The 12,402-nt window shown below is 46.2% G+C and carries 16 protein-coding genes; 1 reads left to right on the top strand and 15 read right to left on the bottom strand.

All coding sequences use genetic code 11. The features are described from left to right. Positions 1 to 90: 90 nt before the first annotated feature. Entirely contained in the window at positions 91 to 696 is a 606-nt protein-coding gene (locus D6M16_RS22460) for a hypothetical protein (RefSeq protein ID WP_120510682.1), read from the top strand. Positions 697 to 769: 73 nt separating this feature from the next. On the opposite strand, the gene D6M16_RS04035 is transcribed toward D6M16_RS22460, so the two are convergent. The 15 genes from D6M16_RS04035 to flgL all read right to left on the bottom strand — a co-directional run bounded on the left by D6M16_RS04035 (position 770) and on the right by flgL (position 12,394). Then, on the bottom strand, positions 770 to 1,099 hold the full coding sequence (locus tag D6M16_RS04035) for a DUF4144 family protein (protein ID WP_120510681.1): 330 nt from the start codon (positions 1,097 to 1,099) through the stop codon (positions 770 to 772). A gap of 307 nt (positions 1,100 to 1,406) precedes the next feature. Next, positions 1,407 to 2,480 (bottom strand): DUF2278 family protein, encoded by a 1,074-nt coding sequence (locus tag D6M16_RS04030; protein ID WP_162940923.1) that lies wholly within the window; start codon positions 2,478 to 2,480, stop codon positions 1,407 to 1,409. 71 nt (positions 2,481 to 2,551) lie between these two features. After that, positions 2,552 to 3,679: an endonuclease/exonuclease/phosphatase family protein gene (locus tag D6M16_RS04025; protein ID WP_120510679.1), complete on the bottom strand. Its 1,128-nt coding sequence runs from the start codon at positions 3,677 to 3,679 to the stop codon at positions 2,552 to 2,554. A 408-nt stretch (positions 3,680 to 4,087) separates the two neighbouring features. After that, entirely contained in the window at positions 4,088 to 4,450 is a 363-nt protein-coding gene (locus D6M16_RS04020) for a VOC family protein (RefSeq protein WP_120510678.1), read from the bottom strand. Positions 4,451 to 4,644: 194 nt separating this feature from the next. Then, positions 4,645 to 5,049: a DUF1801 domain-containing protein gene (locus D6M16_RS04015; protein WP_120510677.1), complete on the bottom strand. Its 405-nt coding sequence runs from the start codon at positions 5,047 to 5,049 to the stop codon at positions 4,645 to 4,647. 101 nt (positions 5,050 to 5,150) lie between these two features. Further along, on the bottom strand, positions 5,151 to 5,693 hold the full coding sequence (locus tag D6M16_RS04010; RefSeq protein ID WP_120510676.1) for an eCIS core domain-containing protein: 543 nt from the start codon (positions 5,691 to 5,693) through the stop codon (positions 5,151 to 5,153). 24 nt (positions 5,694 to 5,717) lie between these two features. Next, complete coding sequence (locus D6M16_RS04005) at positions 5,718 to 6,077, bottom strand: DUF805 domain-containing protein (RefSeq protein ID WP_120510675.1); 360 nt, start codon at positions 6,075 to 6,077, stop codon at positions 5,718 to 5,720. Between the two features lie 131 nt (positions 6,078 to 6,208). Then, positions 6,209 to 6,688, bottom strand: a complete 480-nt coding sequence (locus tag D6M16_RS04000; RefSeq protein ID WP_120510674.1) for a GNAT family N-acetyltransferase — start codon at positions 6,686 to 6,688, stop codon at positions 6,209 to 6,211. Positions 6,689 to 6,827: 139 nt separating this feature from the next. Next, positions 6,828 to 7,265, bottom strand: a complete 438-nt coding sequence (locus D6M16_RS03995; protein WP_120510673.1) for a GNAT family N-acetyltransferase — start codon at positions 7,263 to 7,265, stop codon at positions 6,828 to 6,830. 170 nt (positions 7,266 to 7,435) lie between these two features. Further along, a complete protein-coding gene (locus tag D6M16_RS03990; RefSeq protein ID WP_120510672.1) occupies positions 7,436 to 7,912 on the bottom strand; it encodes a GNAT family N-acetyltransferase in 477 nt (158 codons plus the stop codon). A gap of 352 nt (positions 7,913 to 8,264) precedes the next feature. After that, positions 8,265 to 8,534, bottom strand: coding sequence for a hypothetical protein (locus D6M16_RS03985; protein WP_120510671.1), 270 nt, complete (start codon positions 8,532 to 8,534; stop codon positions 8,265 to 8,267). A gap of 206 nt (positions 8,535 to 8,740) precedes the next feature. Continuing rightward, positions 8,741 to 9,196 (bottom strand): TFIIB-type zinc ribbon-containing protein, encoded by a 456-nt coding sequence (locus D6M16_RS03980; RefSeq protein ID WP_476704091.1) that lies wholly within the window; start codon positions 9,194 to 9,196, stop codon positions 8,741 to 8,743. Positions 9,197 to 9,366: 170 nt separating this feature from the next. Continuing rightward, entirely contained in the window at positions 9,367 to 10,188 is an 822-nt protein-coding gene (locus D6M16_RS03975) for a CPBP family intramembrane glutamic endopeptidase (RefSeq protein ID WP_162940922.1), read from the bottom strand. A gap of 256 nt (positions 10,189 to 10,444) precedes the next feature. After that, positions 10,445 to 11,479: a flagellin gene (locus D6M16_RS03970; RefSeq protein WP_120510669.1), complete on the bottom strand. Its 1,035-nt coding sequence runs from the start codon at positions 11,477 to 11,479 to the stop codon at positions 10,445 to 10,447. 15 nt (positions 11,480 to 11,494) lie between these two features. Beyond that, positions 11,495 to 12,394, bottom strand: coding sequence for a flagellar hook-associated protein FlgL (flgL, locus tag D6M16_RS03965; RefSeq protein ID WP_120510668.1), 900 nt, complete (start codon positions 12,392 to 12,394; stop codon positions 11,495 to 11,497). Positions 12,395 to 12,402 lie beyond the last annotated feature (8 nt).

The following is a 12,402-nucleotide window of genomic DNA, read 5'->3' as shown; positions in this document are numbered from 1 at the left end:
TTTCATCTCTCATTTCCATCAGCCCAGAAAAGCCGCCTTTAAAGTACAAACAATCGGTATACATTCAGTTGAATACAGAAGGATCATGAAATGAAAACAAGGCTTACCCTGACCGCAACCTTTATTGCCAGTTTTGCACTTTCAGGCTGCATATCAACGCCGGGCAGCGGCGCGCAACCGGATACAGCCAATCCTGCCACAGCCACGCAGGACATTCTTAATGCCAGCGCTTGTATTGGTTCAACCGAGCCGCCTGCGGCATGGGCCAGTAAGCTCAATCTTGTGGAAGATCCTCAGTTGCTGGCCAGCTCTCTTGGTCAGCCCACAAAAGGCAAATTGTGTCAGGGCAAGGTGTATGAAGTAAAACAAGGGGAATCGCTGACTGTCTTTCGGGCCTGGAACAGTACCAACCCCAACAGCCAGTTTGGTGCCTGGTGGGCAGCAAACCAGCCAAACGGAAAAGTGGCGCAGTATCGAGAAGGCTACGAAATTTGCTATCAATGGTCGCCGCTGGACAAAATGACCCGTTGCGAGCTGAAGCCAGGCAGCAAACTGGTGATAGGCAATGGGCAGAGTGCGCAGTGTTCAGAATGGCTGACATATCCAGTGTCGGCTGAGCAGCAACTCTACCTTGAAAATACAGAAACGCTGGTCGGCAATTGCCAGACCTACGATGCCGTGTTTGGCTGGGAATAATATCAGCAACCGTTAGAGCGGATAGCTGACCTCTTATTACGCGCTGTCTGATTGCCTTTTTATCGCGTCTTTTTTATAAGGTACTCGATAAAGCATTGATTGCCTCTGCGACAGAGCCAAAAGCCACCTTGGCCGCACAACATGCGCCCAGACAAGACTGATGCGCTTTGATGAGTTCAACAACATCATCAAGGCGCATTGTCTTTTGCGACATTTCTAAACAGGTCTCGCCCGGACGCAGGCTCACAGGGCGGAACACCTGCCCGGTTGAATCAATCAGCACATCACCTGGCTGAAAACCAAAGCAATGCAAATCAGCATCCGACTCCCAGCTATGGCGATCCGCTACCACACTCAGTTCCTGATCACCCTCATATTTCAACACCGCAGGCCATACAACCATGAATTTTTCACCTTACTGATTCAATCCGGTCATATTGCCTGCTTTCTGTTGAGACAGGCAAGTTCTGCGTTACTCTCTGTGTAATGGCAAGTGTCACACCCCAATGAACGGCGCCTAGCCTGATTGCGACACCAGATGGATAATATTCGAAGGACTGGCAACCCAAAAGGCGGCAAATCCTTCCGGTAAAGGTTCAATCTCATCACATCGGGTCACCTTGTGGTTCGCAAGGTGCTCTGCGGCACAAAGACAACTGGCATTACTTGTCAGCTTTCTCTGAATTCATCCATTCACGCAAAAATGATAATTAGACTCTAAAGAGCGTCACCTCGCCTGATTTTTTGGCTTTTTCTCTGGTATAACTCACGCCATCAACTTTCAGCCCATTTTGGTCAAGCAAAGAGATTAAACCTCCCCTGTTCGATAAGGGTACACTCCCGAGAGTGACAGTACGAATTTCGCCCGGAGCCAACCAAATATCTTTTGAAAGTGTGTGTGCTTCATCATTTTGGTTCAACAATTTCCAACCGCCAAGCGAAATACCTGACTTGCTCCGGTTCATAAGATAAACGAGTTCTGGCTTGCCGACGTACTCTGGTTGCCCCTCTGGGCCTTCAGGATTCACAAGCGCACCGACTATAGCGACACGGCGATCATCCATAATAATGTCGATATCATCAGCTCTTGGTGGCAGGATGTCGCCATCACCTGGCTCTGGGCGGGTATGACCAAGAATCTCTGCCACGACCTGGGAATTCGGCAAGGCATGGCCAGACGTTTCGTCAGTATGGATTGCCTGCGAACCAAAGGCCAAAAACAATGCGATGTGTCGGCCCGTATCAGCATCTTCGATTATCACCCCTCCGTCTTGCCAAACACCGTTATATTGAGCAAAGCGGCCTGCACTTCCTTGGTTCATATGGACATCGTGAATCCCCTTCATATCGCTATAGGGTTCGCCAAATAGGTAAATTTTCGATTTCTTAAAAGAAGCCGTCTGTAGAATCGGCATAATCAGGTCCAGAAGGTCATTACCCACACCCGGAATATCATGGGGCAGCAGAATGCCGTCTTCAAAGTTGAGAAGGTTTCCCCGAATATAGTCGAGCGCCCCACCCCCCGGTTTTTTGTCCAGTTCATGCCACCCCATCCCAAGCTCAGAAATCTCAGTCAAAATAGGGTGCTGGAAATTATCAAATCGATAATAAGCTAGCTCTGATAAAGAGCCCTTCGACTTCACATTGATCGACGCACGGTATTCCTCACCGCGACCATCTTCATAAAAAAGATGGATATGTGGTGAGTCAGGGTCGTCTTGCGCTGTTTCAGCAGTAACTCGGACAGCATTTGCACACCAAACGCCATATGGATGTATCGGCATGTTCATTTCTCCTAGTTGTAGTTACTCATATAGTCAGGCAGAGATGTATAAGATGATCGAAAATTACTGGATTAGGTCAGATCAAGATCGACCCAGATACCATGGTGATCTGAGGCTGCATAATGCGGCTTTGTCAGTTCTTCGTACATGTGCCAACGCCCAGACGCTGTATAGACACCCTTGCGGAAAATACCACCACGCTGCACTTTGGCCCACAACGCAGGAGAAAGCAGAATATAGTCAATTTTCTTGCTGTCAGCGCCCGATCCTAACGTGCCAATTCCGCGGTCACCAGTTGAAGCAAAAAACTCGAATTCTGTAAATGCAGGATGTTCTGTCACTTCCCTCAGCGAGGTATTAAGCAGTGGTCGAAGCTCATCGCTATCGGGTGTGTCGTTCAGATCACCCAGAACGATCACGTTCTCTATCCCATCAGCCAACAAGCGTTCATAATACCGTGCTGTAAATTGGGCTTGCGCTTCTCGTTTATCTCTTGATGCCTTATTGTTCCCGCCATATTTTGACTTGAAATGGTTTGGCAGCACTGCGATTCTTTCACCGCCAGGTGTTTCAAGAATGTATTCTGGGCAATCCCTTGAGAAAACTTTCTTGCCATTGTGTTCCTCATCCACATGGCTGCGCATTGAAGGAATAGAGAATCCGTCATTGGCCATAATACCGACATCAATACCGCGTCGGTCATTGCCGTCGATAACCATCATGTGTTTGTAGCGATGACCTGAAAGTGGCGCATAGATGAGATCGTGGAAGTCGATCAGCACAGGCCGACTTTCGATCTCGACCAAAGCAAGAACATCGGCACTCATGTCACGAATCATACGTGCTGTCATCGCGATGGCTTTCTCATCTACAGGCGCTGTCTTCAATTCAAGCCAACCGACCCAGTCCTCTCGGCCATTCGCTTCGATTCTGACTGAGCCTTTTCTAGGACGCACAACGATCTTGCCGCGTATTTTTCGGAGCCAAACAAAGGGTCCCTCATCTTTATTCAAGATACCGAGCTTACCCATCAGTTCCAACATTTTGGTTTTATCGGTGGAACTATATAACTTTTTCTCAAATAACTTATTTAATGCGGCATGTGCATCGAGAATGTCTTTGTGAGTATTGGGAGCTTCGTCATTAAAGGCTTTAACACGATCAAATAGGTTTTCGACGTTGAATGCTGCAACACGCATGTACGGCACCTCAAATGAATAACCTCAGATGTTATGTCAGATATAGTGGAAACATTGATGCACAGTAAAGCTAAAGCTGATGAGTCCAGTAGTACTACCACGTTAACTCTAGTTTTTATGCTAGTTCCTTATTCGAGGAAAACTCTAAATCGTAGATTGAATTGTGATTTCAGTGGGAAAATTTTCGAGTCTGGACCCAAATACGTCAGAAATAGGGACGAAGACAGCATCTTCAATTATTTTGTAAATCACCCTGAGTAACGTAATAGCAAGTTTCACCTCGCATTTAGGGGTCCCATTAATTATTCACAAGGTATTGAGTCGGCACCATACACCAACCATTCGCGCTCGACTCAATAGAAGTTCAACTCTATCTGGGCTTTGTTAACTAAATCATCGTGAACGGCCTTAGTCCGATTGCGACACCAGATGGATAATATTCGAAGGGCTGGCAACCCAAAAAGCGGCAAATCCTTCCGGTAAAGGTTCAATCTCATCACAGCGGGTCACCTTGTGGTTCGCAAGGTGCTCTGCGGCGGCGGCAATATCATTTGTCACAATTTCGAGCCAGATTTCAGCCTGGCTTATTCCCGGGACGTTATCAAGCCACAGCGTTTTATCGCCAAACTGAAAACGGGGCGTATCCGTGTCTCTCTCACGGGCCAGTTCCGGAATGGCGATGACATCACGATAAAAATGCAGCGTTTGATCGTACTCATGGGAAGGTATCTTCATGGCGATATTGTTGCCGGGTGTAAACACAGCTTTCATGTTGAATTCTCCTCATTACCAGTCGGCACAAGTTACCAGGCAGTTCAAAAGTGATGACGGCAAAACACGCATATGGGGAATCACTCAGGTTTGTTCTGATAAACGGACCAAACGTAAGCATGCACTAGCATAGTCAGCAAACAGGGCCGCTGTAACTGCATCACGAAACTCAGTGATGCGGATCACTGTTTCAGTTACACACCTAACAGCGGTAAATGGCGCAGCCGTTTATAGTTGAACGCCAGTTCGACGCAATGAGAGACAATTGCTGCCGGCAGAGGATCAGCAACATTCAAGACGATAGCCCTGTTGCCCTGCAAGGACAAAGCGTGTCCGTATACTTCACGGAAAGTATCCACTAACCTGGTATTGCAGTTGAAATAGAGAAAGTAATGGTCAGGATCCTTCTCCGACCAATTCATCCTGACCGGGCTGCCGCCTTTCACCTGATAACTGGGCTCGCCCCATTTTAGAGCTTCTTCAACCTTCCCCAGAGCATGGGTTTCAGCAACACCTAACACCAAACTGAGCAGGTTGAGCATCAAAGGTTTGATGTGAGCCGGATAACTGTCGAATTTGGCTTTTACTGAATCATCCATGTCTTTTCCTGATGGTGAAATTGAATACCAATCGCACCCAGATATTTATTTCAGCCTGGTTTAACCTGCCAACAAAACCAGAGCCATCACAGGTTCCGTGCTCACAGATACTGGCTGGCTTCACGGTAGGCTTCAAGTTCCATAGGCGCGTCACGGTAGCCGTAAATGAATAATTGCAGTAAGTACTGTTTTGTCTGTTCCCGAACGCCCATCTGCTCTGCCTGACGGACATGGATGAGCTCGTGTGCCAGCAGTTCCTGATTGCCTTTCTCTGAGTGTTTTATCCAGATACCGTAGCCATAGGTATAGGCACCCGTTAATGGGGAACTGTAGCCATACTTTTTGGCTAACGCAGCCAGCTCAGGATCATTAGGGAAAGGAAGTTTGTCCGCATAATAAACACGCACTTTTTCCGGTGATGTCAGGCCAATCCGGGCAGCCATCATCAACTGATTCGCGTTTAACGGTACGCCCTTTTCCAATGCTTCTGCTTCATTGTCACGTACATACTGTTCTGCGGCTGGCAGTAACCTTTCAACCTGCTGCAGTACTTGCTGCGGCGGGTTTGCATAGGTGTCATCACGATCTGTACAGCCTGAAACAGTCAGAATGGCAGCAATGAAAACGATGACTTTCTGATACACGTCACACTCCTTGTTTTACACGTATTAAATTAATGCAGGTACGGCTTTCGGGTCTGAGCCATAGTCATTCTCACCCGAAGTCCCTTCTTCCATCATGACACTGAGACCAATGATTGCGCCAATCAAAGGAACCAAAGCAACCAGCATCCACCAACCACTACGGTTGGTATCATGCAATCGGCGTACAGTAACCATGAGCGAAGGGATGACAGTCAGGCTGTTATACACAGCGAAAAGTGCATAATCATCGTGAATGGCCTCACCAATGAAAAGAAACAGATAACTTAACAGCGCATTAATCAGGCAGAACATCCAATATTCCCGACGACGCGCCCTGCCATCTGAATCCGCATATTTTTTGATCACACTGAAATAATCTCTCATACCTGCCAACCCTTATTTTATCAATATCGTTATCAATGGAGTGCCGTGAAAACGCTTGAATGACAGGCAAATCGTTCATGCCATAGCAGTCAAACCGCTTTCATGCACAGCTAAGGGCGACGGGGTGCAGGTTAAATTAATGCTTTATTCCGATTATTCAGATATTTCTGCCAATGTTGCTGACCTTTCAAAACTACCCTGTAATCTTCATACTGACATGAGCGATACAGTTTTTTAGCAGCAACATTATCATCAGCCACTTCCAGGGTAATTTTCAGATAGTGATTATCGCGACAATACTGCTCTATCGCATGAAGTTGCGCCTTACCTACCCCTTTACCTCTACAGCAATTCGCAACCATAAAGTCATGAATGTTCATGACCCGCTGCATTCGATATGTAGAAAAAGATTCAAAGCAAACCGCAAAACCCGCAGCCTTGTGGTCAATGAAGCTCATAAAGCCATGAAAATAGGGTAACGCAAACAGCTGTTCTATGACTGCAGGATCAAACGCCATAGAAAAGCCGGATAGATACTCTCTGAATAAAGATTCAAATTGACCTTGATATTCACTATTCCCTGCTTCGATATGTGTGACTGAAATATCCATATTCATTACCGATGAAAATTCATAACGTGACTGTCCTGTTAACTCAGTCCTGTTAACTCAATACTAAATTCCATTTTAAGGAAAAGTATCGCGTGAGATAAACAAGACTAAACATTAGCTATTATCGTCATAGTTCCCACTAAAATTGTAACTCCATCAAGTGCTCGACACCGGACTCATCAACAACATTAAAACCTAATCTCAGATACAGATGTTTAGCAGGATTTGTTTTAATCACACTTAAGCCTACGCTAGCCCCTGTTCTTCGGGCTTGTTCAATTAAACCTTGAATAAGTCTGCTTCCAATCTGTAAACCTTGGTAACTCGGTTCTATTTGAATTTGAATTATGTACCAGTAGTTAAGCGCTTCATCGAATTTGGCCTTGAACAAACCAATGGGAGTACCTTCAAGTTCAACGATTTGAGCATGGTCAAATTCAAATAGAATCCGCTTTACATACTCTTCACGACTTATGGGCATTCCGACTGCTAAGAGATGTTGCCTCATCGTTTTGTCTCTCAACGATATTAAGAACTCGAGATCTTCATCAACTGCACGTCGAAGAGAAGTATCCATATTTTCTCCTATAAGCCTCACATTTTGTTATCCGACATCCGTTCGCCTTAGCCACAACGCTGTACGGTTACACTCAGAATTCACACTGACATGCTACCGCCCCTAACAGCCAAGTAAACTCATAACGTGACTGTCCTGTTAATTTTCAAACGCTCACTTATCCATCTCTGTTATACGCAATTTTTCAGGGGCTTTTCCATTGGAATACAATCCAAACTCACGCCTCTTGGAGAATGATATGTGGAAAGCGCCTCACCAATAAAACCACAAGAGCGATAAAAAGGCGCTGCATTCAAAGTCGATTCTAACTTCAGCAATGACAGACCATGTTGTTTGCCTAACTTTTCTAAAAATGCCAGCATTTGCTTTGCCGCACCTCTACCGAAATAATCTGGATCGACAAACATCGCATCAACCATACCCGTAGCAGCAGTAAGCTTACCGCAACCAATCACTCGATCATCAATTTCTGAAACATAAAATGTTTCGATAATGTCTCGAATTAATGAGTCCGTTATTCCGCTTTGAGTCCACAGTGCTAACTGCTCTAAGGAATAGTACGCTGAACATTGTTCAAGAATCGCACGACTTCTGAGATCGAAAATTGCCTGAACATCTGACTTAATCGCCTTTCGGATTGTGATCATAAATTTGCTTCCTAAGTTGTACGCATAACATTCCCTATACCATCGCGACGTCCAACTCTGTACTGCTGTACAGTTTCCGACAGACATCACCAATCATGCTATCACCCCTGACAATCAAGTCACGAAGCGGGTTAAGTGTTTTGATGGTAGGCATTATTTCAGGCAGGCATCATATTTTTATATGAGTAAAGTTTCACCAAATGAAATGTGTTTACATGTATATCTGTGGCTTGGCACAGGTTTTTAGTAGATGTAACAGGCAGGCAGACGGCAAACAGAGACACCTTCTCTTACATAGAGAAACGGCCTGCAGTGCAGGCCGTGATCCAGTATTTATAACGTGACTGTCCTGTTAATTTTCATCAACAAACTCAACTTTGCCTTGAATTACACCCATCAAGATCAATACGCCACGAATGACAGCAATCACCATAACCAATGACATCATCCCACTGCATGCTGCCAGAGTATAAGTGAGCACACGTTCATCTGAGAAATCCTTTGCGCTGGCTTCTAAAAAATGGTTGTAGGAAAGGTGGCCCATAATAAAGCTGAGCAAAAATGGTATCAGAAGGCTGAGTTTAAACTTTTCCCGGGTGATTTTTTTGACTTCGTCTGACATTGTGTTTCCTTGCCGATCTTAAAATAAAGTTAAGGTGTCATTTGCCGCACATCTGCAACAAAAAGTCGCTTTTATTACAGCTGTTTTCTTTTCCAAATTTTCCTGACCAAACAGTTATAATTGCAGCCTCACTCATGACTTTCATTTCGAAAATAACCAGCGGAAAGGAACATCCCGCTGAGATCAGAAATGAAACTAATCTGTATTTATTTTTCCGCAGAATAAGGATCGTCTGCAAGAAGGTAAGCTCTCAGGTCAGCTTTTTGTGGGTGCTGTTGCAGCCACTCGCGGAAGGCTTTTACTTTAGCGTAATTCTCATCACCGAACTTATCTTTGTAGATATCACTGAAATTTTGTTTGGTGCTTTGTTCACGGATCTGCTGTTGCCATTGCTTGGTCACCACTGCGTTCAGGGTGCCTGCCAAGCCTTCAGCTTTCAGCAGTTCCCATTCACAGCGGTCTAACCACAAACCACCAACAGCTGCGCTGTAATCTACCCGGTGATCGTTTTGCGCTGAAATCCGGAATTTGTTCATAATTGTGCCGGTCACAGGGCACAACAAGGCTTTTTTAGTATCAGAAACTTCTTGCTCGAAGCTAATCTCATCTGAGAACTGATAGTCAGGATTTCTGTCTTTCCAGGCGACGAAATCTTCAATCAAAATCCAGTTCCCTTCACAGGCTGAACACGTATGCGCTCTGAACTGTCCTTCAATAAAGCTGGGATTTAAAATTCCTTGTTTACAACTCGTACACTTCATTCGATTACCTTCTTGGTGCGGTCAAATTACAACAATTGTAAAAGGATAATTAAGACAGTCTATATGCTGTGTTATAGGCGACAAATCACAGGCTTTATTAACAACTGCCGAAGCAGATATATTCCACCGCATGTCAACATCACCCCAATACTCACATACACCGCAATGTCTTGGGTGGAAAAGTCAGCAGAGACGCCGGTACTGCTTTGGCTATCGTCAAAGCTATGCCAAGCCCATACGGCTAACGAGTTGTACACGACATGAGTAAAGATACTTGGCCAGAGTGAGCGACTCTTTACAAAAACCCAACCCATAAATGTTCCAAGAATATAGGCAACTGGAATTTGATATAGGTTTAAGTGATAAACAGCAAAGAGCATCGATGACAGCATGATTGCGATACCGTCAGAATAACGTTGCAAAAACCCCCTCAGGATAATACCTCTGAAGATGACCTCTTCTACCAGGGGAGCAACAATACACACAGCGAAAATTGAAGCGATGCCGTCATTCATTATTTTTCTGGTGAATTCTGTCTCTTGTTCACCAGAAACAAGAGATGAAACAATCCAGTCAGAAAGCAAGGGAATCCAAAGTATGGCTCCCGCAGCAACAAAAACAATCGGCGCCGACAGCAAGGCCATCGTTGCTTTTACTGAATTTCGGCTGTCATGAAACAATTGCTGCCAGGACAGGCGGTTCAGCGAGACAATGCCGGAGATGATAAGAGCACCAGATATCAGCGTGTTCACCGCGAGAAAGAGCGCGGCTTCATTGTTGATATCCATTCCTATTTCAATCATCACCAGAGATAGAAACGTTTCTACCGATAACAGGCTCACAGATATAAACAGTGCGCCCCAAAAACTGGTCAGATAATGCTTTTGATTCATTCTGATTGTCCTCGCCATCCTGAAACTCTTTTCGCTCAAATCAGCTCACGATGTTCATTACCCGGTCTTTATCAGGACTGAACACCTTGAGATCGCTTTGATAAATGCATCTCAGAGCACATGAACCTCATCAGGTATGAACGGCATAAATCATCACAGCATTAAACGAAAAACGGCCTGCACAGCAGACCGTTTTTGACCGGAAGCTTTGTTTCCTCTTCCGGTTTTTAGCAAAGCATCTGTTTCAACAAAGCAACTACTTCAACAAAGCAACCACAGTATGTCGGTGGACGTTAGCCTGGGCTGATACCACCTGGAAGGCGGCGGCGAAGGATTGGCTGTTCTGCAACGATTGCAGCTTGGTATCAATACTCTCGGCAGACTGACCGGCCATTACCTTGCCAACTTTCGAGTCCAGATCGGCCTGGAAATGTCTTAGCTGATCCAGCCCTTTCTGAACCTGTTGTAACCCCTGATTCACATGACGCATGGTATGGCGGATTTGCTCACCATCTGCCAGTTTCAGTGCAATATTCTCAATGCCCTGTGGCTCGGGTTGCACTTTAATGCGATTGGGCTGACCAGCCGGATAGCGATGGCCCTGCCCGCTGATGGTGACATGCTGACCTATGTTCTGAAAATCCGACTGGGAGGTTGAAAAGATCACATCGCCGTTTTCAGTAGCCGCCGCACGCAAACCCAACGGAATAACCGCTTTGTCGATTTGTTGGGTTAACTGGCGATCGGTTTGCGAGGCATCGAAAGTCAGCAACGCAGTACCGCGATCCTGTACGGTCAGGTGCAGTTGCTCACTTTGCTGACGCTGGCGTACCAGGTTCAGTCCGTTGACGGTAAAGCTTTGCTTAGGATCGCCTTTCGGCTGAAACTGAAGCTGGCTGTCCAGCACACGCTCGCCCTCAAACTGACCGGCATTCAGCGTGTGTTGGATATGGCTATGATGACGCTGAAGCTGGTCAACACGGCCTTGGGTAATCGCGGTAGAACTGCCCAGCATCTGAGTGAGGATTTTTTTCATCCCTTGCAGATCACGTCCCACACTAACCAGACTCTGATACGCTATCTGCCCCCGGGTCACCTGCTGTTGACCCTGCGAGAATAGCTCGCTGGTTGCCGTGTATCCGCCTTTTACAACAGCCGGGCGTTGTGTCTGGACTGTGTCCTGAACAGCGGAAACAGAGCCACCGGCGGGTGCCGGTGGTGAAATTGTTGCCTTGTCATTTTTCAGCAGTGAAATCGACTGTTGCCGAATCTCTGCAGTAGAGTTCACCATAGTGTTCTCTCTTCCTTATAAGCGATCAAACAATGACAGATCGTTAATCTTGGTAAAGCTGGCCTGTGTGGCCTGAAGTGCCGAGAGATAATTGCTCAAACGGACAGACGCTTCCGCGTAATCCAGGTTCTTCAGGTCCCCTTCCACCTTATCAACGAACAGTTTGTTATCTGTGTGCCCGTCTGCCATCAGATCCAGGTTATTGTGACGACCACCCATGTCAGTCATGGCACCTAACACGTTGCCAAATGTGCTATCTATGGCGGCCAGAGTATCATTGACTTCTGTTCTGAAATTGGCCGTCGGGGCCTGAAACTCGGCAATCAGATCATCAATTTTCTGAAAGACAGTGGCACCACCACCCAAATCCAGCAATTCCAGCGCCGTTACGTTCGATTCCATCGTGACGCCTTTGGCAACCGTCACCAGGCGCTTATCGGCGTTGCCGTTCAGGGTATAACCTGCGCCGGTATCCGTCAGTGCCGGGGTGTCTGTCTGGGTGCCGGAAAAGAGATAGATGCCTTCTTCGTCCTGCGCATTGAACACAGCCTGTAAGCCTTCTTTCAGGCTTTCCATTTCTGTGATAATGCCCTGACGATCTTCATCTGTCATGGTGCCGTTTGAACCCCATAGCACAAGATCACGTAAACTCTTTAAACTTTCGCTTGCCGTATCTAAATAGGCTTCCTGACTTGACAGCGTGGTTTTTACGTTGGCGATATTGGTCTGATACTGGGTCAATGCGCTGCCTTCGCGCCCGAGATTCAACAGTTTGATAGAATCAATCGGGTCGTCCGACAGTTTGGTCAGACGATCACCGGTTGACATCTGTTGCATCACTTCGCCCAAACCCACATTGTTTTTGCTCAGGCTGCTCAGCATCATCTGGCTGAATTGAGTGTCACTGATACGCATAATTATTC

Origin of the sequence: Photobacterium salinisoli (assembly GCF_003614885.1) — a bacterium.
In the GTDB taxonomy this organism is placed as follows: domain Bacteria; phylum Pseudomonadota; class Gammaproteobacteria; order Enterobacterales; family Vibrionaceae; genus Photobacterium; species Photobacterium salinisoli.
The sequence above is the reverse complement of the archived record's forward strand: the minus strand, read 5'-3'. Positions and strand labels throughout refer to the sequence as shown.

What these genes read in the sequence shown, in the direction of transcription:
- D6M16_RS22460 (WP_120510682.1), top strand. Translation starts at nt 91, where the DNA reads ATGAAAACAAGGCTTACCCTGACCGCAACCTTTATTGCCAGTTTTGCA.
- D6M16_RS04035 (WP_120510681.1), bottom strand. Translation starts at nt 1,099, where the DNA reads ATGGTTGTATGGCCTGCGGTGTTGAAATATGAGGGTGATCAGGAACTG.
- D6M16_RS04030 (WP_162940923.1), bottom strand. Translation starts at nt 2,480, where the DNA reads ATGCCGATACATCCATATGGCGTTTGGTGTGCAAATGCTGTCCGAGTT.
- D6M16_RS04025 (WP_120510679.1), bottom strand. Translation starts at nt 3,679, where the DNA reads ATGCGTGTTGCAGCATTCAACGTCGAAAACCTATTTGATCGTGTTAAA.
- D6M16_RS04020 (WP_120510678.1), bottom strand. Translation starts at nt 4,450, where the DNA reads ATGAAAGCTGTGTTTACACCCGGCAACAATATCGCCATGAAGATACCT.
- D6M16_RS04015 (WP_120510677.1), bottom strand. Translation starts at nt 5,049, where the DNA reads ATGGATGATTCAGTAAAAGCCAAATTCGACAGTTATCCGGCTCACATC.
- D6M16_RS04005 (WP_120510675.1), bottom strand. Translation starts at nt 6,077, where the DNA reads ATGAGAGATTATTTCAGTGTGATCAAAAAATATGCGGATTCAGATGGC.
- D6M16_RS04000 (WP_120510674.1), bottom strand. Translation starts at nt 6,688, where the DNA reads ATGGATATTTCAGTCACACATATCGAAGCAGGGAATAGTGAATATCAA.
- D6M16_RS03995 (WP_120510673.1), bottom strand. Translation starts at nt 7,265, where the DNA reads ATGGATACTTCTCTTCGACGTGCAGTTGATGAAGATCTCGAGTTCTTA.
- D6M16_RS03990 (WP_120510672.1), bottom strand. Translation starts at nt 7,912, where the DNA reads ATGATCACAATCCGAAAGGCGATTAAGTCAGATGTTCAGGCAATTTTC.
- D6M16_RS03985 (WP_120510671.1), bottom strand. Translation starts at nt 8,534, where the DNA reads ATGTCAGACGAAGTCAAAAAAATCACCCGGGAAAAGTTTAAACTCAGC.
- D6M16_RS03975 (WP_162940922.1), bottom strand. Translation starts at nt 10,188, where the DNA reads ATGAATCAAAAGCATTATCTGACCAGTTTTTGGGGCGCACTGTTTATA.
- D6M16_RS03970 (WP_120510669.1), bottom strand. Translation starts at nt 11,479, where the DNA reads ATGGTGAACTCTACTGCAGAGATTCGGCAACAGTCGATTTCACTGCTG.
- flgL (WP_120510668.1), bottom strand. Translation starts at nt 12,394, where the DNA reads ATGCGTATCAGTGACACTCAATTCAGCCAGATGATGCTGAGCAGCCTG.